We start from the raw sequence: 21,096 nt of genomic DNA on the forward strand, positions 1-21,096 counted from the left end.
CCTGTCAGATTAGTTTTTTTGTTAAAACCCCGGGGTAATATTAGATTTTTTCACCTTTGGCCAGGGTGGGCAGCTCCCCATCCAGCCCCATGGCGGCCCGGATCATGCCCTGCTTGAGGGGGCCAAGACCGTCGACGACGCGAAGCCCCACCCCGCGCACCAGCTTCTTGAGGGGGTTGCTGCCCGCAAACAGTCGCTTGAGCCCCTCCATGCCCGCCAGCATGCGCGCCGCCTCGCTCTTGCGCCAGCGCTCGTAGCCCCGCAGGTTGGCGAGCAGGCCGATGTCCGCGCCCTTGCCGTGATGAATGAGGATCTGCTCCGCCAGGGCGGCGGCATCCAGCAAGCCCAGATTCACCCCCTGCCCCGCCAGCGGGTGGATGGTGTGGGCCGCATCCCCCACCAGCACCAGGCGCTCGCGGGCAAAGTCGCGGGCGTAGCGGGCGGTGAGCGGAATGGCGCTGCGAGCCCCCTCCACCTTGCACAGCCCGAGGCGCCCATCAAAGGCGGCGGTGAGCTGGCGGTTGAAGCCGTCGTCATCCAGGGCGCAGAGCGCCTCGGCGCGGGCCGCGGGCACAGACCACACGATGGAGCAGAGGTCGGGCTGCCACAGGGGCAGGAAGGCGAGCGGCCCCTGGGGGGTGAAGATCTGGCGCGCCACCGCCTCATGGGGCTCGGCACAACGCACCGTCGCCACCAGGGCGTGATGACCGTAATCCCAGCTGGTGAGCGGAATGTCTGCCTGACGGCGCACCCAGGAGTGGGCGCCGTCGGCGGCCACCACCAGCTTGGCCGAGAGGGCCTGGCCATCTTCCAGCAGCAGCAGGGCGCCCGCTGGCCCGCACTGCAGGCTGGTGGCCCGGGCCGGGGTCAGCATCTGGATATTGCTGGCCCCCGCGATGGCGTCCAGCAGCGCAAGCTGGATCACCCGGTTCTCGACGATGTGGCCAAGAGCCCCCTGACGCAGGCTGGCGGCATCGAAATCGATGTGGCCGAAACTGTCCTGCTCCCACACCTGCATCTTCTCGTAGGGCTGCAGGCGGCGCGCCACTATGCCGTCCCAGGCGCCGACCCCTTGCAGGATGTGCTGACTCGCGAGGCTCAGGGCACTGACCCTGTTGTCCGGCGTCTCACCGAGCGTTGCATCGGGCAGCCGGCCCTCAACGATGGCCACCTTGATCGCCCGGTTCTTGAGGGCGGCAGCGAGCCCCAGGCCCACCATGCCCCCCCCCACAATCACCACATCCACATCTTGCATCTGCATTCTCTTGTGTCCTTTCCGGGCGAGTCGCCAGGATCTGCGAGGCGACGCCCACAGGCGTGCCTCTTGCTCGAAATCGTCTTTGCCGCCGGGGCGACAGCGCTTATTGACCGCACACCTCGCCCACGAATCCCAGGGTGCGGGAGGCGAGCGGTGCCTTGAGCCAGGGCACTCTGCCCATCAGGGAGAGCGCCAGATTGCGGCCCACCACCAGGGGAGCGTGATGGTTTGAGAAGAGCTGGGCCAGGGAGGACGTGAGCCAGACGGTCTGGGCCTGATCGTCCCGCCGCTGCTGCCAGTAACCGCTTAGCACCTCAAAGCCGCCGATGTCTTCCCCCGCCGCGAGCGCACGGGCCAGGGTCCGGGTCAGCACATCCAGATCCCGCATGCCGAGGTTGAACCCCTGACCGGCGATGGGGTGCAGCAGGTGGGCGGCGTTACCCACCAGCACGGTGCGCTGGGCCAGCGGGTAGTCGGCCACCGTCAGCACCAGCGGATAGAGGTGGCGCACGCCGGTACGCTCGATGCGCCCGAGGCGCCAGCCAAAAGCCTGCTGCAGACGGGCGAGAAAGGCGGCGTCATCCAGTGCAAGCAGCCCCTGTGCCTCGTCCCGCGGCACGCTCCACACCAGGGAGGAGAGGCCGTCCTGCATGGGCAGCAGGGCCAGCGGCCCTCCGTCGGTAAAGCGCTCGAAGGCCCGTCCGGCGGGATCCTCGGCGGTCTTGACGGTGGCGATGATGGCGCTCTGGCCATAATCGTGGCGACTGACCGGCATCTTGAAATGCTGGCGCACGAAGGAGTGGCCCCCGTCGGCCGCCACCAGCAGCCGGGTGCGGTAGCGCGCGCCGCCCTCCAGGGCGAGCGTCACTCCCCCCTCGTCGGGGTCGATGGCCGCAAGCCTGGCCGGGCACAACATACGGATCTGCGGGCTGGCGGCGATCGCCTCTTGCAGCACGATGCCCGCCGCCGACAGCTCGATCACCTGACCGAGGGCGGGCAGGCCATACTCCGCCGCCGACAGCCGGGTCTGGCCGCAGTGGCCCCGATCCGACACATGGATATGGGTGATGGGGGAGCAGTGGGGCGCCAGGTGCGGCCAGAGGCCGTGACGGGCCAGCGCCTCGCAGGTACCGGCGGAAAGCGCGATGGCACGGGCATCGAAACCGGGATGAGCATTGAGCTCGGGCGCACTCGCCTCCAGCAGCAGGATCTGCAGGGGGGCGCCATCCTGTCCTTTCAGGGCGGCAAGGGAGAGGGCCAGCACGGCACCGCTCATACCACCGCCGACGATAGCCACGTCGACGTGAACCAGATCAGATTGAGACATGAGAAGAGGGCATAGGCGAAAAAACGTGGGCCAATCCTACCACAAAGGTGGCGGACGGGATGCGAAGCCACGGGCAAAAAACCGCTTTGGCACCATGGGTTAGCAGAGTACCTCCCCTGCTCTCACCCCTTGTAAAACAGAAAGAGCGCCGTGATGCGCTCTTTCATTGACCCGCTGGGCGGGCAGATCAGTGCAGGGTCGGCGGCGTGCTCGGCGCGGCCGGGCGCTTGCCAAACTCCTCGAACGCCATCATGACTCCGAGGCGCACGTGTTCGTAGAGCACCAGGAAGGAGGCTTCGTTCTCTTCATCTTCCTGATCGAACTCGGCAGAGACCTGGGTGATGCTGGCGATGTCCTGAATCATCTCCTGCAGCTCTTCGGATGCCTTGGAGAGCTCCTGTTGCACCACGCCAAAGCCGGCCAGGAAGGCCTGGGACCAGTCCACCAGCGAGTCGATGCGCTCATCGAGCGGCGCCTCGTCGCTTGGCAGCAGCAGCTCGACGCCCTTTTGTGCCATCAGGCTCTCGATCACCCCGTGATAGAGGTCGGTCATCACCTGGCGCACCGGTGCCGGCAGACCGAAACCGTCGTTGATCAGATCATTGAAATGGGGCTGCCAGCTTTTGTCGTCCAGGGCCACGCCACCGCACACCAGGCCGCAGATCACGCCATGGGCCTCGACGGCCGTCGCCATGAGGTCGTGCTGTGCCATCAGGTCCGCCACGGCGGCGTATTTCAGGGGGTTTGTTTTGCTCATCTAGGATCCGCTCAAAGTTCAGGCAAATATGCAGAATTTATGGCCGAGATCCTAGCATTCTCCCCCTGCCAGAGCCAGCAAGGCCTTGAAACTTCTGCATCTGCGCTATATAGTCCCGCCCAGTTGTCCACGTGGATATAGGCGGAAATCAGCCCCGCCGTATTGAGGAAGGCATGAGCATAGAGGCCGTAGAAATCGTCATTCTGGGACGTCCCTACAAGGTGTCCTGTCCCCTGGGACAACAAGATGCCCTGCGCCAGGCCGCCGACCAGCTGACCGACAAGCTCATCGAGCTTCGTCAACGTTCCAAGGTCTCCAGCAACGAACAGCTGGCCGTCATGGCAGCGCTCAATTTCTGTCATGAGCTCTGCCTTGAAAAAGAGAAAAACCACCAATACTCTGAGACCATGGACAAGCGGATCAAGATGCTGCAACGCACCATCGAGGCCGCCTTGATCGAGCACGGACAATACGGTGAATCCAGCGAAGAGGCGCAACAGCCCTAATCGCACCGAGTTTTGAAATTCCCTGGAGTGTTTGTCAGCCGGTTCAAGTCCCCGAGCCGATATTCATACCAAACAGGGGGTCTGCCTTCTGGCTATTGAGCATGCTCGGCCCGACCGAGAAGCCTGCGGCCAGATTAGATCTCCGCCTTGAACCGACGGTTCAAGGGCCCAAACCGGCAACGGCATCTCCGGGGTACCTACCCAAAAAAAGCCCGTCATCACGACGGGCTTTTTCTTTGCCTGCGCGGTATCCCCCTTCCACTCCCCTGCGGCGTCTCGCCACCCGGCAGGAGGCAGTAAAAAGCCCGCCAACGGGGCGGGCTCTTGGCCGTGTCAGACGGCCATCTGCTCGTGGGGCGCGCCGTGGTGGCGCAGCCACACAAAGCTCAAGGCCACGATCAGCACCATCACCGTCATGATGGCCCCCAGAGTCACCTGCCCCGTCATCGGGAAGCTGGCGGCCAGCAGGGTTACCACGCCAGCCCCCAGATTCTGCATGCCCCCGAGCACGGCTCCCGCGGTGCCAGCCTGGCCCGGGAAGGGCTCGATGGCACAGGAGGTGGCGGTCGGATAGAGAATGCCGCTGCCAATGAAGTAGACCGCAGCCCCGCCCACGAGGGAGGCAGCGCTCACCATGCCGAGCAGCCCGGGTACCAGGATGATGAGCGACCCCAGGGCCAGGAAGGCGATGCCAAGGCGCATCAGCTTGCCCTGGCTCAGGCGAAAACTCAGTCTGGCGGAGAGCCAGGCGCCGAACAGATAACCGGGCAGCGGCAGCACGAACAGCACGCTGACGGTGCGGGCACTCAGCTTGAGCACGTCCCCCAGCAACACCCCGGCCGCCGCCTCGAACACCGCGAGGCCGGCAAAGGTGGCCATCAGACAGAGCAGGTTGCCCTGAAAGCGCGGGTTGCCGAGCACATGACGATAGGCGGCGCCCACCCGCAGCGAATGCTGGCGGGCGGATGCTGGCAGCGTCTCCCCAAACCAGGCAAGCAGCGCCAGGGTGGTCAGGGCACCAAAACCGAACAGGAACCAGTAGCCGGCACGCCAGTTGAACAGCTCGGTGAGCCAGCCGCCCAGCACAGGTGCCAGCAGAGGGGAGAAGATGACCCCCATGCTTACCAGGCTGTTGGCACGGTTGAGCTCGGCGCCACTGTAACGGTCGCGCATCACGGTCCGGCTCATGGCGCCCCCTGCCCCGGTGCCCAGCCCCTGGATCAGGCTGCCCGCCAGCAGGGCGGTGAAGCTCGGGATCAGCTGGATGGTGAGGGTGCCGACCAGGAAGATCATCATGCCGATGATGAGCACAGGGCGACGACCGATGCGATCCGACAAGGGGCCATAAACGAACTGGGAGAGGCCGTAGGGAATGAGGTAGCAGGCCATCACCGCCTGCAACTGGCCGGAGGCCACATGGAAGTCCCCCGCCATCATGGGAATGGAGGGCACATAGAGGGTCTGGGTCATCTGACCCACGGCGACCATCAGAATGGTCAGGAAAAACAGGGGATAGAAGCTGTGCCGATACATATGTCGTCCGAAAAAGATCAAAAAGCCGCCACCCTCCGGGCAGGGATCTGCAGGAGGTGTCTGACAAAGGTCGTTGAAGAGGAACAAGGCGGAGGACCCGCACCCGCCAGCAGCAGGACGCTCTCTGGCTTACGACAATCTTAGTGATTCATATCACAAAAAACGAACGAAACTTTATAATCTGCTTACCCAAGTTTTTCTAATGCGACGGGGCCCAAGGCCCCGTCACTGTCATCTCATCATGGGGGAAGGATTCATCCTGTCCCCTCTTTACCCCACTCTTCTCACCTCGGCCGACGCGCCTTCGAACATGGGGGAACCTACCTCCCCCAGTCTCAGACAACGAGGGGCAACCTTGCCGGCCAGCCCCTCGTCATGGGTCACCAGCAGCAGGGCGCAGCCTATCTCTCCCAATTCCTCCAGCAGACAGGCGATGGTCTGTTGCTGGCTCAGGGGATCGAGCCGGGACGTGGGCTCATCGGCGAACAGCAGCACGGGGCGCAGCAGCAGGGCCCGGATAAGCGACAGCCGCTGCAGCTCCCCTCCCGAGACCTGGTTTGGCAGGCGCGTCAGCAGCCGTTCATCCAGCCCCAACCGGGCCAGATAGTCGACAAGCCGATGGCGAGGCAGCCTGTGCAGACGCAGCACATCATCGAACTGGGTGGCGAGGCGCACCCGGCTGGCAAAGGCCTGCACCGGATCCTGATAGAGCTTCTGCCAGCGGCAGGGGGCTATCCCTTCCTGGCGCAGCACCTCCCCTTGCAGGGGGCGTTGCAGCCCCAGCAGCACGTTGCCGAGGGTGCTCTTGCCCGCGCCGCTCGGCGCCATGATGGCCATTCGCTCCCCTTGCGCCAGGGCAAGGTCGAGCCCCGTGAACAGGGGTTGATCCCCATATCCCATGGCAAGCCCCTTCCCGCGGATGAGCCAGTCACCGGTAGGAGGGACGACCGCCTCGGGCCAGGCGGAGGGCTCCGCCGCCAGCAGGGCCCGGGTATAGGCATGGGATGGCGTGTGCAGCACACGCTCGGCGGGCCCCTGCTCCACGATCTCTCCTCCCTTGACCACCAGCACCCAGCCCCCCAATGCGCGAGCCAGGGAGAGATCATGGGTGATGGTCAGCAGATGGCGTCCACGGGCCAGGTAGCCCAGCAACAAGGCACCCAGCCTGGCTGCGGCCCGGCTATCGAGCCCCTTGGTGGGCTCGTCGGCCACCAGCAGACGGGCCTCCCCCAGGGTGGCGGCGGCAAAGGCCGCGCGCTGGGCCATGCCTCCCGAGAGCTGGTGTACAAAGGCGCCCTCCCGCCCGGCCAGTCCAAACCGCTCGAGGGCGGCGCGGGCCCGCGATCGGGCCTCCTTGCCCCCTGGCAGCCACCCTTCCTCCACCTGGGCAAGCAACCCCATGGTGGGATCCAGCGCCAGCACCGGCTCCTGGGGCAACATCGCCAGCTCCCTCCCCCAGAGAGTACGCAGGCGAGGCGTGTCGGCCAGGTTGTGATGGCGGCCACCCGACACCATCTCACCCCGGCCTGTCAGAGGGGCTGGCAACGTCCCCATCAGGGCATGAGCCAACAGGGATTTGCCCGAACCGCTCTCCCCGATCAGGGTCAGGGCGGTGCCGGGATGAATGGTGAAATCCAGCGCCTGCAACAGGGTTTTCTGGCCATCATCGACCTGCAACCCCTTGATTTTAATGGCCGTCATGAGGTGGCTCCTTGTGAAGATGGCATGTCAAGGCCGCGCGTCTGATGAAGCAGCACCAGGGCCAGCAACATCAGCCCCATGACAAGAATGGGGGCCAGTAGCAGACGGGGAGCCTCCTGATAGTGGGGCAGTGCCTCCGTAATCATCAGCCCCAGCTCCGGCGTGGGCGGCTGAATGCCCACTCCGACAAAGCCCAGGGTAGAGAGGGTTAGAATGGCACCCGCTAGGCCAAAGGCCATCATGGTGAGCAACTGGGGGGCGAGCTCGGGCCAGAGATGGCGCCGCACCACATGGGCATGGCCGAATCCCAGCAGACGGGACGCCTCCACCTGAGGCGAGGCGAGCAGCCCCCGGCTGCGGGCACGCACCACCCGGTAATACTCCACCCACTGGGCCATGGCCAACCCGAGATAGAGGATGGCAAAGCCCCCCTGGGCCATGGCGGAGAAGAGCAGCACCAGCAACAGGCCTGGCAGGGCCAGCACGCCGTCGGCCAGGCTGCGCAGCAGACCGTCGACCCAGCCGCCGCGCCAGGCCGAGAGCCAGCCCAGCAATGAGCCCAGCAGCGCCGCCGTGATGACGCACAGCAGTCCCAGCAGCAGGGAGAGCCGGGTCGCCGCCGCGAGGCGCGCCATCAGGCTGCGCCCCATCTGATCCCGCCCGAGGGGCTCCTGCCAGGAGGGATCAGCCAGAAACTGTGCCAGATCCTGAGCCGCCGGATCGGGCCAGAGCACGGGGCCCAGCAGGGCAAACAGCACCACCAGCAGGAGCAGGCCCAGCCCCGTTTTGACAGACAACGACATGATCAGGACTCCTTGGGACCACGGGGGTCAATGGCAAGACAAAGCAGATCGGTGAGGGTATTAAGCAGCACGAAGAGCACCGCCAGCACCAGCACTGTCCCCTGAACCATGGGGATGTCGCGCCAGAAGATGGCGTGCACCAGCGCATGGCCGATCCCGGGCCAGGCAAACAGGCTCTCGACCACCACGACCCCCTCGATGAGCAGCACCAGCTGCACGCTGGTGTAGGCGATGATGCTGACCCCGGTGTTGCGCAGACCGTGGCGCCAGAAAACCCGGGCCGGCGAAAGCCCCTTGGTGAGGGCAAATCGGTAATAACCGGACTGCACCACGGTGAGCACGCTTTCACGCACCACCCGGGAGAGCACGCCGGAGAGCCCCAATCCCAGGGTCAGGGCGGGCAGCAGCAGGTTGCTCCCCTCCCCGTGCCCTGCCGCACTGACCCAGCCCAGCTCCACCGAGAGCATCACCATGAGCACCAGGCCGAGCAAGAAGGGGGGCAACGCACGCATCAGCACGCTCCAGCCCAGGGTCAGGCGATCACACCATCCCCCCGGGCGCAGCGCACTCAGGCTGCCAAGCGGCAGCGCCACCACCAGCGCCAGCACCACGGAGGCGCTCGCGAGCGTCAGGGTGGCGCCCAGGTGATGACCCACGTCGGCGGCGACCGGTGCGCCCGTCACCAGAGAGCTGCCGAGATCCCCTTGCAGCAAGGCCCACAGCCAGTCGCCAAAACGGGCAAGGGTCGAGCTGGCCAGCCCCAGCTCGCTGCGCACCGCGTTGGCCGCCTCGGCGGTGACATAGTCATAGCCATAACGACCCGCCGCGATGCGAAAGGCGATGTCTCCGGGCAGGGACTGCACCATCAGAAAACAGAGTCCGGCCACCAGCAGGGCAACCACCAGCGCCTGCACCAGACGCTGACCCAGTATCCCCATGACGCGAGACAAGGGGGTCGCTGTCATCGTGCGCTCCATGTCAACTTGTCCAGGCCATAGCTGCGCTCCTGGGGATCGAGTTCAAACCCCTCCAGCCCCCGACTGACCGCCGCGCTCTGGCGGTACCAGGCGATGGGCAGGAGCGGCAACTCCTGTTGCAGTGTCGTGGCTATCTCCCGGCGAGCCGCGGCGGCGTCTGTGGGCGACAAGGCTTGCGTGGCAAGGCGGGTCAGTGTTTGCGTCATGGCCGGGGAGTGCCAGTTCATCACCCCCCAGTCCGCACCGGCAGGAGCCAAGTCCCCCAGCAACGTGACCAGGGGATCCGGTACCAGGGCATAATTGCGGGCGTAGAGACCAAGCTGGAGCGAGCCGTCCTGATGGCCCGCCGGGATCTCGCTCGAATTGCCCACCGCCACCTTGAGATCCACCCCCACCGCCTTCCACTGCGCCTGCAGTGCCGTGGCGAGGAGCGGCAGCTCCGGACGGTCAGGGAAGGTACGCAGGGTCAGGGCGAAGCGCTCTTCCCCCTTGCGCAGCACACCGTCCTCCCCCGGCTGCCAGCCTGCCGCCGCGAAGGCCGCCCGGGCCGCCTTGACGTCATAGGCAAGCGGCGTCAACCCGAGCTGGTGCCACTCCCCCAGAGTGGGAGGAAAGAGCTGGGTTGCCGCCATCTCGGGATCCCGCAGCAGGGCGGCTGCCATACCACGACGATCGATGGCGAGACTCAGGGCACGGCGCACCACCGGATCGCTCAGACGAGGATCGGCGCCATTGAGCTTGAGCTGGATGGTCCGTGGCAGGGTAACCGAGGCGATGGAGACCCGTGACGCCTGCTGCAAGCGGCGGATGCTGACCGGATCCAGCCCCCAGGCAATGTCGGCCTGACCGCTCTCGGCCATCAGGGTGCGGCTCTCTGCACGCCCCACCGTCAGGTAGCTGACCTCCTCGATTGCGGGCCTGGCCCCCTGCCAGCCGTCGAAACGCACAGTCTCTATCCGCTGGGGTTGTTGCAGGCGGGTGATGCGGTAGGGGCCAGAGCCTATCACCTGGGTTACCTCCCCCTTGGCATCGTAGGCGGCCTTCGCCAGGATCTGGGTGCTGGGGTGGGCCAGCACGGCCGGCAGGGAGGCGAAGGGTTCGCTCAGGGTGACCTTCAAGACGCCATCTCCAGATCCGATGGACGCAATGGGAGCACTGGTCATCACGCCGGGCTTGCGCCAGGCCTGTTGCAAGGCAAAAGCGGCCTGCTCGGCGCTCACCTCGCTGCCATCGTGAAAACGGGCCCCGGGACGCAACGTGAATCGCCACTGCAGACCGTCATCGCTACGCGACCACTCACTGGCAAGCCCGGGTTGTAGATTGCCTTTCCCATCAACATCCACCAGGGTCTCCGCCACCTGCATGCGAGTAAAGAAGACCCCGTTGCTGGCGGGGTCGACACTGTGGATCTCCCAGGGCCCCACCATGGCAAGCGGTTTGCCGTCGACTGCTGTCGTTCCTGCCATCAGAGCCAGGGCGAACCACCCGGCTGCGGTGCATTTTTTTGTCATCCTTTCCATCCAAGCTTCATGTTCATCAACCAAAGAGGTGGCGTTATAACATAACAATTAATCAGGGAGAATGACTTTTGATTTTTGATAAATGGCTTATTTGAAAGACAAAAAGCGACTGCGATGCAGATCGTCAAACAACGGGGAGTCAAAGGGGAATAAAAAAGATGGCCCGTCAGGGCCATCATGATGGCGTCAGCGAGTCACCATCTGCTGCGCCCGCTTGACCTGATCCTCGGGGCTCTCATTGCGCGGTGGAATGGTGATGCCCTTCTGGCAGGCGGGCCTGGCTTCCATGCGTGCCATCCAGGCCTGCAAATGCACCAACCCCTCGATGGAGATACCACTCCAGTCGTGGATGCGCACCCAGGGCCAGGTAGCGATATCGGCGATGCTGTACTCGTCCGCAAGATACTCATGGTGTGCCAGATGACCGTCGAGCACCTCGAACAGGCGTCGCCCCTCCTTCTGGTAACGCTCGATGGCGGCCGGGATCTTCTCGGGGAAATAGCGATAGAAGACGTTGGCCTGCCCCATCATGGGACCGACGCCCCCCATCTGGAACATCAGCCACTGGATGGCCTGGGAGCGACGCTTGGGATCCTGCGGCAGCAACTTGCCGGTTTTTTCCGCCAGATAGATAAGGATGGCGCCGGACTCGAACACTGCGAAGTCACCATTGTCCCGATCGACGATGGCCGGGATGCGGCCATTGGGGTTGATGGCCAGGAACTCGGGCTTCTTCTGCTCCATGGTCGCGAAATCAAGGGGAATGACCTTGTAGGGCAGCCCCAGCTCTTCGAGGGCGATCGACACCTTGAACCCGTTGGGCGTGGCGGCAGTGTACAACTCTATCATCTTGGACTCCTTGAACGTTCAGGGGAAAGGATCAGGCCTGGGCGCTGGACCGGGCACTTACCCGGTCATGCCAGTCCTGCAAATGGGGCTGTTCGGGGGTGATACGCAGGCCAACCACCTTGCCAAAATCAATGGTACAGAAGGCAAGAATGTCGGCGATGGTGAAGCGTTCCCCCGCAATATAGGGCACCTCGGCAAGACGGGCATCGAGCTTGTCAAACCAGATCTGAGCCTGTTGCTTGCACTCCTCCCCCCATTCGGGGAAGACCCGCTCCCGGTCTTTGTAAAAACCGGTGATATGACGAAACGCCATACCGGTCGGCAACCAGAGGTTGAACTCGATGAAGCGACTCCACATCTCTATGGTGGCGCGCTCCAGCGCGGTGCTGCCAAACAGGTTCGGCTCGGGGTGGAGCTCTTCAAAATAGCGGCAGATGGCCAGGGTTTCACTCAGACAGGTTCCGTCATCGAGTTCCAGCACAGGAATGCGCCCGGCCGGGTTCTTGGTCAAAAAGGTGGGCGCCAGGTTTTCCCCCGCCCCCAGATCGACCTGTTGATATTCCATCTCGATCCCCTTCTCCGCCAGAAACATTCTGACCCGACGGGCATTGGGGGCTCGTCTCAGCTCATAAACCTTCATGTCACCTCCGTCGACGAACACACGGTGAGCCGCTGCACAGGCCATAGCAAAGCGGCACAATGTCGGTCAGTTATGACAAATATTGTGCCCCTTGAACAGCCCGCATCGAGGGGGAGATGATTAGCTGCTCAGTACCCCTGGTTGGCGCTGGCGCAGCAAGATAAGACGGGAAAGCAGCGGAAAATAGGATTCAAACTTGCTTTTCAGCACCAGGCTGCAGGCAGGATCCGCCAGTTCGGCCTCATCCAGCAGAATACCGTTGGAGACGAAATAAAAATGCGGATCCCGGACATCCGGCCCCTGTGGAGTATGTTCATACTGTCGATGCACCAACAGGGGAAGCACCGGCAATCCCAGTGCACTGCCTCCTGCAGGCCAGAGCGGAGCAGGCCAGGCAGCGCCCTCTTCTTCCAGCAGCAGGATCGCCGCTTCATCCTTCGACGGTTGCCACTGCTGGGGCTGTGCCACCCGGACCTCGGTGACATAATCGCTCTCTTCGCTGGCGGCACGCAGTGCGGCCAACACACCCAGAGTCGTCGGCGACGACGGTTTCTGACTGATTAATGACAGATTCATGGCTCATATCCCTATGCTCACCACAGCCTGTTATCCGGCTGTCGCGATAAGACTAGTTGATTACAGGTCTTTATTGGAGCCGTCAGATCTGTCAGTCACCACCCTGACCGAATGAGGGCATAGCAGTTGCTATTCCCGAATATCTTGGTAAGATGTCGCGTCCTTTTATCCCCCGTTCTTTAACATCCAGTGGTGAACCTATGCATCCGATGCTGAATATCGCCGTGCGCGCTGCGCGCAACGCCGGTCAAGTAGTAGTAAAAGCCTTTTCTCAACCCGAGAACATCGAGGTTATCCAGAAAGGCAGCAATGACTTCGTGACCAACGTTGACCGTGACGCCGAAGCGGCCATCATTCACACCATCAAAAAATCTTACCCGGAACACAGCATCGTTGCTGAAGAGTCTGGCGAGATTGCCGGTACCAATCCGGACTACCAATGGATCATCGACCCACTGGATGGCACGACCAACCTGGTCAAGGGCATTCCGCACTTTGCCGTTTCCATCGCTCTGCGCGTCAAGGGCAAGACCGAACAAGCCGTTGTCTACGATCCCATCCGTGACGAGCTGTTCACTGCCACCCGCGGCAGCGGCGCCCAGCTGAACGGCTACCGCATCCGTGTCGGCAAGGCCAAAGAGCTCTCCGGCACCATCCTGGCCACCGGGTTCCCGTTCAAGCAGAAGCACCACATCGAACCCTACCTGAAGATGTTCCAGAGCATGTTCATCGAGTGTGCAGACATCCGTCGTGCTGGCTCCGCCGCGCTGGATCTCGCCTATGTGGCCGCTGGCCGCGTCGACGGTTTCTGGGAAATCGGCCTGAAACCCTGGGACACCGCCGCCGGTGAGCTGCTGGCCAAAGAAGCCGGCGCCATCGTCACCGACTTCGTCGGTGGTCACAACTACGAAAACTCCGGCAACATAGTGGTGGCCAACCCCCGCGTGCTGAAAGAGATGCTCGGCAAGATCCGTGAAAACCTGCCGGAATCCCTGGCCAAGTAATCCCGCATACCCGTGAAAAAAATGCCAGTCGGTTCGCCGACTGGCATTTTTTATTCCTGACTACAGTGAAAATCCCGCCCCTCTCGATGACTCAACGGGATCAGATAGTGCCGTTGCGTCCCATGTTGATCACCACCCGGCGGTTCTTGGCTCGGCCAGCTTCCGTTTCGTTGGAGGCCACGTGCTGTTTCTCACCGTGCCCTTCCACCGAGATCTTGCCCTCCTCGATGCCGAGATCCACAAACACCTGCTTGATGGCATCCGCCCGCTTCTCGGAGAGCTTCTGGTTTGGCCAGCGGCCGCCATAGCTGTCGCTGTAGGCGTCGATCACCACCACATCGATGCTCTTGTCTGCCTTCACATAGTCACCGATCATCGCCAGCCGCCGCTTGGAGGCCGGTGACAACTGATCGCTGTTCTTGTCATAAGAGAGCACGCTGAAGGCGATGTCGTTGAAGCTGTAGGGCAGCAAGCCACTCAGGCAGTCCATGAACGCCTGGTACTTCACCCTGAAATTGACCGACGAGAGCGATACCCGCACCGGCCTGTCCTGACGATACCAGTCGCGATACTGGAAAGTCGGCATACGCCCTCCTTCCAGCTCGTCCAGCATGGTCCAGGCGGTCTGCCCCGCCACCAGGCCGTCAAACTGCTGATAGAACTGCAACTGGCTGATCTGTCGCCCGGCTACCCCGGGACGCCAGCTGGGGGGCATGATCCCGAGGCTCACTGTCTGGGTACGCGCCTGGGGTCGCTGCCCCTTGAGCTCGAAATCCAGATTGATCTTGCGCCCGGCCCGGCTGACAAAGGCCCCGGTTCCCCAGCGGGGAATAGGATGCTCCAGCCTGCACTCCACCTGGGTATCAGAGGTCAGGCGCCAGACGGATTGATCCAGACCGGCGCCAAATTCGGTCACGCCCGCCTGCAACTGCATACTCACTGATATGCTGATCAACCCCAACACCCAAGCATTCAACGGCTTGTCCTCCACACTATCTCGAATTATCTATCGGCAGCGGCAGGACAAGCTTTAGGTCAAAACGCTCAGTGGGGGGAAGAAGGGGCCATCAGCTTGAAGCTGGCGATGCGTCCCGCCAGGTCCCGGGCCAGGGCATCCAGTTCGGCACTGTGTTGTTGCAGGGTATGGGAGTGCTGGCGATGGGCTTCATACACGTCACGGATGGTCATCACGTTTTGCTGGATGTCGTCGGTCACGTAACGTTGCTCCTCGGTGGCGGTGGCCACCTGGGCCGTCATGTCGCTCACCTTGCGCACCTCGTTGACGATGTCGGTCAGCTCGCTCCCCGCCCGTTTGGCCTCCGTCACGCTAAGACCCGCCTGTTCGGTCCCCGTGTGCATGGCAGCCACCGCCTCGTTGGCCCCCTGGCGCAAGCGGCCCAGCATCCGCTCTATGTCATCCGCCGCCTGCTGGGTACGGGAGGCAAGTGCTCTCACCTCGTCGGCCACCACTGCAAAGCCGCGCCCGGATTCACCGGCACGGGCCGCCTCGATGGCGGCATTGAGGGCCAGCAGGTTGGTTCTGTCCGAGATCTGCTTGATGAGGCTCAAGGCCTCCCCCACCGACTCGGTATCCCGATGCAGGCTGTCCACCAGGTGCTGGGTATCCACCAGCGTGCCCGCCACCTGCTGGATGGTGTGGATGGTCTGATCCACCTCCTTGTCACCCTGCTTCGCCCGGCCGATGGCCTGCTGAGTCGCCTGGGAGGTCTGGGTTGCGTTGCGGGCAATCTCCGCGACAGTCGATGCCATCTCGGTGGCGGCAGTCGCCACCAGATCCACCTGCCCGCATCCCCTGACTACGCCGGCATTTACCTCGGCAATGACCTCGGCCGAGCTGGCGGCGCTGCGTATCAGCACGTCACAGGAGTGGCGCACAGCCAGCAGCAAACTCTCCAAGTGCCCGAGGAAATGGTTCAGATCCCGCGCCAGGGCCCCCAGCTCATCCCCGGATCGCCAGTCGACCCGCACGGTCAGGTCGTTCTCCTGCACCAGGCGCTTGAAGGTCTGGTGCAGGGCCATAAAGCCCAGATGCAGATCCCGCACTACCCGCCAGCAGACGAAGGTGGTCAGGACGATGCACAGCAACACGCCAACCGCCCCCCACCAGAAGTCACTGGCACTCCCGACCCGCATCTGTTCAACCCGCTCGAAGAGCTGCTGATAGAGGCTGTCTTCTATCTCCTTGAGCAGGCCTATCTTGTCGGTACTCAAGGCAAACCAGGCCTCCGCATCGACACCAAAACCGCCGCTTGCCGCCTTGTCCAGGGCCAGTTTCTCCATGGCGGCCACCTTGGCCACCACGGGTGAGGCGAGGCTGTCGTTCAGCAACTGACGCTGGGCTGGACTCGCCACCGCCTGGAAACGTTCGAGATAGGTGTTCTGGGCCGCCAGCAGGGAGATGAACTGCTGCAACAGCGCAGGCGTGAAGCTGTCACGGCCAAAGACGTTGCTGAGCGTCGCCCGCTCCAGTCCCGCACGCTCCTTGCTCTGCAGGAAGGCGGCGTAGGCATTGGTCTGCAAGGCGATGGTGGCATCCATGCTGTCGACGCTTATCTTGTCCACCACCGCCAGCAGGGCGGTCACGAGGCGGGTATAGAAGCCGACCTGTTCCGCCACCTCGACCCCCAGGGCGCTGACCCGCTCACGCATGGCGGTGAGTCCCGCCACTCCTTGCTGCACCTCGGTCAGCGCCAGCAAGGCAGGATCCTGATGAAAACGCTGCAACAGGCTGTCCACCACCTTGCGCTGGGCAGGCAGCGCATCGCGAAACTTGTTGCCGCCAGAGCCGAGGAAACCGGCCGACATGCCGCGCTCCCGTTGCAGCTCATGGGCCAGCTGCGCCGCCTCCTTCACCACCGCCAGCGCGACCAGGGCGCCGCTCATCTCCTGTTCGACCCGATAACGTTCATAGACGTACCGGCCGGAGAAAAACAGCAGGGCCAACAGCGGCAGACAGACCACCAACATCATCTTGTGTGCCAATCCCAGCTTCTTCATCGTCCTCTCCCTCCATGGCTGACGTCGCCCATTATAAGCACAGGTGTTTCAAAATGGCCCTCTTGCCGTCCCATGGCGGCAGATAAGGGACAAGGGCACGCTTTTTTGCCATAATGCCGCCTCCTTTCACGCCGACCGAGATACCATGACCGACGCCGTTCACACCCTCAAGGGCCGTTTTCGCGGCTTTTACCCCGTCGTCATCGATGTTGAAACCGCCGGATTCAATGCCAAGACCGATGCCCTGCTGGAAATAGCCGCCCACACCCTCAAGATGGATGAGCAGGGCTGGCTCGTCCCTGACCAGATCTTCCATTTTCATGTCCAGCCCTTTGAGGGCGCCAATCTGGAGAAAGCGGCGCTGGAGTTCACCGGCATCGACCCCTTCAACCCGCTGCGGGGCGCGGTGGACGAGAAGGAAGCACTCACCGAGATCTTCAAGGGGGTGCGCAAGGGCATGAAGGAGCAGGATTGTGGTCGCGCCATCATAGTGGCCCACAACGCCACCTTCGACCACGGCTTCGTGATGGCCGCCGCCGAGCGGGCCGGCCTCAAGCGCAATCCGTTCCACCCCTTCGCCACCTTCGACACCGCCGCCCTCTCGGGTCTTGCCCTGGGGCAGACGGTGCTGGCCAAGGCCTGTCAGAGCGCCAATATCCCCTTTGACAACAAAGAGGCCCACTCGGCCCTCTACGACACCGAGCGCACCACAGAGCTCTTCTGCCACATCGTCAATCGCTGGAAGAGCCTGGGAGGCTGGCCTCTGGCCAACCCGGATGAAACGACGGACACCGAAGACGAGGGCTGAACACTCCCAGCCCCTGCCCAGACAGGCTGCCCATGGCAGCCTGTCTGCATGAGGGGACCTGTCTGGGCAAGGAATAAGGGCCATTTTCCCGGTTCCCGTTCACCGCCAGCAGAAGATGCGTCCCTTGGCCGGGATCTGCCGATTTTTTTCTCGACATTTAGCCTGTTTTTCGCAAACTAGCTGGCTTTCACACGACTGACAGCAACACAATCCATAAGGAAATCAAATGAATCCTGTTGTTATCGCGGTGGCGCTGATGCTGGTGCTCAGCCTGCTGCGGATCAATGTGGTGGTCTCCCTCGCCATCGGTGCCATCGTGGGTGGCCTGCTCGGCGGACTCTCCCTCGAGCAGACCCTCAGCACCTTCACCGGCGGCCTGGGCGGCGGTGCAGAAATCGCCCTCTCCTACGCCATGCTGGGGGCTTTCGCGGTAGCCATCTCCCGCTCCGGCATCACCGATCTGCTGGCCCGCAAGGTCATCAACCAGCTCGGCAAGGATGCCAGCAGCACCCGCATTCTCTGGGTCAAGAGCCTGCTGCTCACCTCGGTGCTCGCGGTCTCCATCTCCTCCCAGAACCTGATCCCGGTGCACATCGCCTTCATTCCCATCCTGATCCCGCCGCTGCTGCATGTCATGGCCCAGATGCAGATCGACCGCCGTCAGGTGGCCTGCGTCATCACCTTCGGCCTGACCGCTACCTACATGCTGCTGCCGGTGGGCTTTGGCGGCATCTTCCTGAACAACATCCTGGCCAAGAATCTCGTCGACAACGGCGTACCGGTGGAATTCAGCCAGTTGCCCCTGGCGATGGCCATCCCGGTATTCGGCATGTTCCTCGGCCTGCTCATCGCCGTCTTCTTCAGCTACCGCAAGCCGCGTCAGTATGATCTGGAGAAGATCCTGGCCGCCGAACCCGAGACGGTCGAGCTCAATCTCAACCACATCTGGGTCGCCCTGCTGGCCATCGCCGTGGCACTCGGTCTGCAACTGATGACCAACAGCATCGTGCTGGGGGCGCTCGCAGGCTTCATCATCTTCACCTGCGGCGGCGTCATCAAATTCCGCGAGAGCCAGGATGCCTTCACCCAGGGTGTGCGCATGATGTCCCTCATCGGCTTTATCATGATCTCGGCCGCAGGCTTCGCCGCCGTCATGAAGGAGACCCACGGGGTGGAGAGTCTGGTGCAGTCCGTCTCCAGCATGATGGCAGGTCACAAGGGACTGGCGGCCTTCCTGATGCTGCTGGTGGGCCTGCTCATCACCATGGGGATCGGCTCCTCCTTCTCCACCGTGCCCATCATCGCCACCATCTATGTGCCCCTGTGCATCCACCTCGGCTTCTCGCCCATGGCGACCATCGCCCTGGTGGGCACCGCGGGCGCGCTGGGGGACGCGGGCTCCCCCGCCTCCGACTCGACGCTCGGCCCCACATCGGGCCTCAATGCGGACGGTCAGCACGACCACATCTGGGACAGCGTGGTGCCAACCTTCATCCACTACAACATCCCCCTGGTGATCTTCGGCTGGATTGCCGCCATGGTGCTCTGAGACCATCCCAAGCAGACAGACAAAAGGCGACCCCGGAGTCGCCTTTCTTGTCTTGCACATGCCTCAGATGGCCGGTTGCAGCCCCCGCCTGCCGGCCAGGGCGCAGAGACAGGCCACCAGGGCCAACCCCATGCCGGCTGCTCCCACCCCGAGCCAGTGTCCCTGTTGCCAGACCAGCATCCCCAGGCTGGAGCCGAGGGTTCCCCCCAGGAACATGCCGGTCATGAAGAGGGTATTGATGCGCCCCCTGGCCTCAGGTCTCAGACCATAGATGCGCTGCTGATGGGCGATGAGTGCGCTCTGCACTCCGAGATCCAGCAAGATGACCCCGCACGCCAGCCCGGCCAGAGAGAGCCACAGCTCGAAGCAGATCCAGGCAAGCACCACCAGCACGGCACCGGCCAATACCACTGGTCTGGCCCCCAACCGATCCGCCATCCGGCCTGCCAAAGGGGCCGCCACCACCCCAGCCACCCCGATGACCCCGAACAGACCCGCCATGTCGGCCCCCAACCCATAGGCAGGTTCGGCCAGGTAGAACGCCAGCACGGTCCAGAAGGCGCTGAAGGAGGCAAACAGCAAGGCCTGGGTCAGGGTCGCGCGGCGCAGGGCGGGCTCCTCGCGCCACAGACCGACCAGAGAGTGAAGCAGACGGCCATAACCGAGGGGAGAGCGCGGCAATCCGGACGGTATCATCCTGGCCATCAGCAGAGCCCCCGACAGGGCCAGGGGAATGGCCAGCCAGAACATGGTGCGCCAACTGCCATAAGCGGTGACCAGGCCAGCGACGGTGCGGCTGAGCAGTATTCCGGTCAGCAGGCCGCTCATCACGCTGCCGACCACGGCACCCCGGCGGGCGGGATCTGCCAGGGTCGCCGCCACCGGAACTATCTGCTGGGCCGCCGTGGCCCCGATGCCGAGCAGGACGGAGGCCAGCATCAAGGTGGTGGCACTCGTGGCCGTGGCCGCCAGCAGGGAAGCCAGCGCGATCAGTGCAAACTGCCCCGGAATGAGCCAGCGGCGCTCGACCACATCGCCAAGCGGCACCAGCAAAAGCAGACCCATGGCATAGCCGAGCTGGGTCAGCATGGCGATCAATGGCATGCCCGAGTGCCCGGGAAAGTCCTGCGCCATCACCGCCAGCATGGGCTGGTTGTAGTAGATGTTGGCAACTGCCAGGCCGCATGACAGGGCCATGGCGAAGAGCAGGGAGGGGCCGGGGGTTGCGGCCCCTCCGGCAGAAGGCGATGTACTCATGATCTTCTCCTCGTGGTAGAAGGGCTCCCGCCAGGACACGGGCCCCATGCGCACAGCCTACCCGGGGAGCGTCGCCACCAGTAGAGCGGTGGGGACCATAACAGTTATTCCGCTGGTGCATGCCCCACGCCGGGCAGGCCGGTCACGAATGCCAGAAAGGCACTCGCCTTGGCACCGGGCTGGCGACCTGCCGGGAGCAGGGTCCAGAGCTCCTGCATGGGCAGTTGCCACTCGGGCAGCACCGCCACCACCTCGCCGCGGGCAAGCTCGGGGGCAAACATCCACTCCGAGGCGATACCAAGCCCCAGTCCTGCCAGCACGGCGGCGCGCATGCCTTCGGCCGCCGAGACCGTCAGCCTGCCTTCTCCGGAAACCACCTTCTCTTCGACGCCGCGGCGAAATCGCCACTGCTGCCCCACTCCGGGCCGTGGACTGTAAAGCACCAGATCATGCTGTTGCAGGGCCTGAGGGGTCTCAGGCTCTCCTTTGGCGGCCAGATAGGCCGGCGTCGCCAGCACCCGCATGTCGCTTCGGGCGAGGCAGCGGGCGACCAGCGACGAGTCGGCCTGTTTGCCGATCCGCAGAGCCACCTCGATGCCCGCCGAAATGAGATCCACATTGCCGTCATCCAGCAGGATCTCCAGATCCAGTCCCGGGTGAGCCGCCAGAAAACCGGCAAGATGGGGAATGATATGCAAGCGGGCGAAAGTGACGGGAGCGCTCACCCGCAGGCGTCCGCTCAGGCCCGCCCGGCATTGCTGCACCATGGCATCGGCCTCGTTGACCTGGGCCAGGATCTCTCTCGCCCGCAGATAGTAGGCCTCTCCGGCCTCGGTGGGCGCCAGCCCCCGGGTCGAACGCAGCAACAGGCGGCTGCCAAGGTGCGCCTCAAGCTGGGCAATCAATCTGGAAACCGTGGGTTGCCCCATCCCCAGTCGGCGGGCCACCGCCGAAAACGAGCCGGTCTCCACCGCCAGCACGAACACCTCCATCACCCCCAAGCGATCCATCTA

The 21,096-nt window shown here is 63.5% G+C and carries 19 protein-coding genes and 1 other RNA gene; 5 read left to right on the top strand and 15 right to left on the bottom strand.

Annotated features, from left to right (window positions below):
- Positions 1-40 precede the first annotated feature (40 nt).
- The 3 genes from PG892_RS04220 to PG892_RS04230 all read right to left on the bottom strand — a co-directional run bounded on the left by PG892_RS04220 (position 41) and on the right by PG892_RS04230 (position 3,342).
- The gene (locus PG892_RS04220) at positions 41-1,261 is read right to left on the bottom strand and encodes an FAD-dependent 2-octaprenylphenol hydroxylase (protein ID WP_223916440.1); all 1,221 of its coding nucleotides are present in this window, start codon (positions 1,259-1,261) and stop codon (positions 41-43) included.
- A 100-nt stretch (positions 1,262-1,361) separates the two neighbouring features.
- Positions 1,362-2,585 carry a 2-octaprenyl-6-methoxyphenyl hydroxylase gene (gene ubiH, locus PG892_RS04225; protein ID WP_223916442.1) on the bottom strand — a complete coding sequence of 408 codons (1,224 nt, stop codon included), beginning with the start codon at positions 2,583-2,585 and terminating at the stop codon, positions 1,362-1,364.
- A gap of 187 nt (positions 2,586-2,772) precedes the next feature.
- Positions 2,773-3,342: a UPF0149 family protein gene (locus PG892_RS04230; protein WP_223916444.1), complete on the bottom strand. Its 570-nt coding sequence runs from the start codon at positions 3,340-3,342 to the stop codon at positions 2,773-2,775.
- Between the two features lie 173 nt (positions 3,343-3,515).
- Here PG892_RS04230 and zapA point away from each other — a divergent pair, with 173 nt between their 5' ends.
- Together zapA and ssrS are read left to right on the top strand one after the other, a co-directional pair.
- Positions 3,516-3,848, top strand: coding sequence for a cell division protein ZapA (zapA, locus tag PG892_RS04235; protein WP_010675086.1), 333 nt, complete (start codon positions 3,516-3,518; stop codon positions 3,846-3,848).
- A 16-nt stretch (positions 3,849-3,864) separates the two neighbouring features.
- Positions 3,865-4,047, top strand: a non-coding RNA gene (gene ssrS, locus PG892_RS04240) — 6S RNA.
- A gap of 134 nt (positions 4,048-4,181) precedes the next feature.
- Here ssrS and emrD read toward each other — a convergent pair.
- The 8 genes from emrD to PG892_RS04280 form a co-directional block, all read right to left on the bottom strand.
- Positions 4,182-5,381, bottom strand: coding sequence for a multidrug efflux MFS transporter EmrD (emrD, locus tag PG892_RS04245; RefSeq protein ID WP_039038746.1), 1,200 nt, complete (start codon positions 5,379-5,381; stop codon positions 4,182-4,184).
- Positions 5,382-5,651: 270 nt separating this feature from the next.
- Positions 5,652-7,082: an ABC transporter ATP-binding protein gene (locus PG892_RS04250; protein WP_270825135.1), complete on the bottom strand. Its 1,431-nt coding sequence runs from the start codon at positions 7,080-7,082 to the stop codon at positions 5,652-5,654.
- Positions 7,079-7,885, bottom strand: a complete 807-nt coding sequence (locus PG892_RS04255) for an ABC transporter permease (protein WP_223916448.1) — start codon at positions 7,883-7,885, stop codon at positions 7,079-7,081. Before PG892_RS04255 ends, PG892_RS04250 begins: the two co-directional genes overlap by 4 nt.
- Before the next feature lie 2 nt (positions 7,886-7,887).
- Positions 7,888-8,850, bottom strand: coding sequence for an ABC transporter permease (locus tag PG892_RS04260; RefSeq protein ID WP_223916450.1), 963 nt, complete (start codon positions 8,848-8,850; stop codon positions 7,888-7,890).
- Entirely contained in the window at positions 8,847-10,373 is a 1,527-nt protein-coding gene (locus tag PG892_RS04265) for an ABC transporter substrate-binding protein (protein ID WP_128296483.1), read from the bottom strand. Before PG892_RS04265 ends, PG892_RS04260 begins: the two co-directional genes overlap by 4 nt.
- Positions 10,374-10,568: 195 nt before the next feature.
- Positions 10,569-11,231, bottom strand: coding sequence for a glutathione S-transferase family protein (locus tag PG892_RS04270; RefSeq protein WP_039038751.1), 663 nt, complete (start codon positions 11,229-11,231; stop codon positions 10,569-10,571).
- A gap of 31 nt (positions 11,232-11,262) precedes the next feature.
- Positions 11,263-11,871 carry a glutathione S-transferase family protein gene (locus tag PG892_RS04275; RefSeq protein WP_223916452.1) on the bottom strand — a complete coding sequence of 203 codons (609 nt, stop codon included), beginning with the start codon at positions 11,869-11,871 and terminating at the stop codon, positions 11,263-11,265.
- Between the two features lie 120 nt (positions 11,872-11,991).
- On the bottom strand, positions 11,992-12,447 hold the full coding sequence (locus tag PG892_RS04280; protein WP_223916454.1) for a hypothetical protein: 456 nt from the start codon (positions 12,445-12,447) through the stop codon (positions 11,992-11,994).
- A 200-nt stretch (positions 12,448-12,647) separates the two neighbouring features.
- On the opposite strand from PG892_RS04280, the gene suhB reads away from it, so the two are divergent.
- Positions 12,648-13,451, top strand: a complete 804-nt coding sequence (gene suhB / locus PG892_RS04285; protein ID WP_039038754.1) for an inositol-1-monophosphatase — start codon at positions 12,648-12,650, stop codon at positions 13,449-13,451.
- Between the two features lie 100 nt (positions 13,452-13,551).
- Here suhB and PG892_RS04290 read toward each other — a convergent pair whose 3' ends face one another.
- A complete protein-coding gene (locus PG892_RS04290) occupies positions 13,552-14,427 on the bottom strand; it encodes a flagellar protein MotY (protein ID WP_039038755.1) in 876 nt (291 codons plus the stop codon).
- A gap of 68 nt (positions 14,428-14,495) precedes the next feature.
- Positions 14,496-16,469: a methyl-accepting chemotaxis protein gene (locus PG892_RS04295; protein ID WP_041213039.1), complete on the bottom strand. Its 1,974-nt coding sequence runs from the start codon at positions 16,467-16,469 to the stop codon at positions 14,496-14,498.
- Positions 16,470-16,614: 145 nt separating this feature from the next.
- Here PG892_RS04295 and rnt point away from each other — a divergent pair, with 145 nt between their 5' ends.
- Both rnt and PG892_RS04305 read left to right on the top strand, forming a co-directional pair.
- On the top strand, positions 16,615-17,277 hold the full coding sequence (gene rnt, locus PG892_RS04300) for a ribonuclease T (RefSeq protein WP_010675098.1): 663 nt from the start codon (positions 16,615-16,617) through the stop codon (positions 17,275-17,277).
- A gap of 226 nt (positions 17,278-17,503) precedes the next feature.
- Positions 17,504-18,826, top strand: a complete 1,323-nt coding sequence (locus tag PG892_RS04305) for a Na+/H+ antiporter family protein (protein WP_039038758.1) — start codon at positions 17,504-17,506, stop codon at positions 18,824-18,826.
- 63 nt (positions 18,827-18,889) lie between these two features.
- Here PG892_RS04305 and PG892_RS04310 read toward each other — a convergent pair whose 3' ends face one another.
- Both PG892_RS04310 and PG892_RS04315 read right to left on the bottom strand, forming a co-directional pair.
- Positions 18,890-20,083: an MFS transporter gene (locus PG892_RS04310; RefSeq protein WP_210539180.1), complete on the bottom strand. Its 1,194-nt coding sequence runs from the start codon at positions 20,081-20,083 to the stop codon at positions 18,890-18,892.
- Positions 20,084-20,187: 104 nt separating this feature from the next.
- Positions 20,188-21,093, bottom strand: a complete 906-nt coding sequence (locus PG892_RS04315) for a LysR family transcriptional regulator (protein WP_042864011.1) — start codon at positions 21,091-21,093, stop codon at positions 20,188-20,190.
- Between the last annotated feature and the right edge of the window lie 3 nt (positions 21,094-21,096).

It is taken from the genome of Aeromonas sp. QDB68 (assembly GCF_027707405.1).
GTDB lineage: Bacteria > Pseudomonadota > Gammaproteobacteria > Enterobacterales > Aeromonadaceae > Aeromonas > Aeromonas caviae.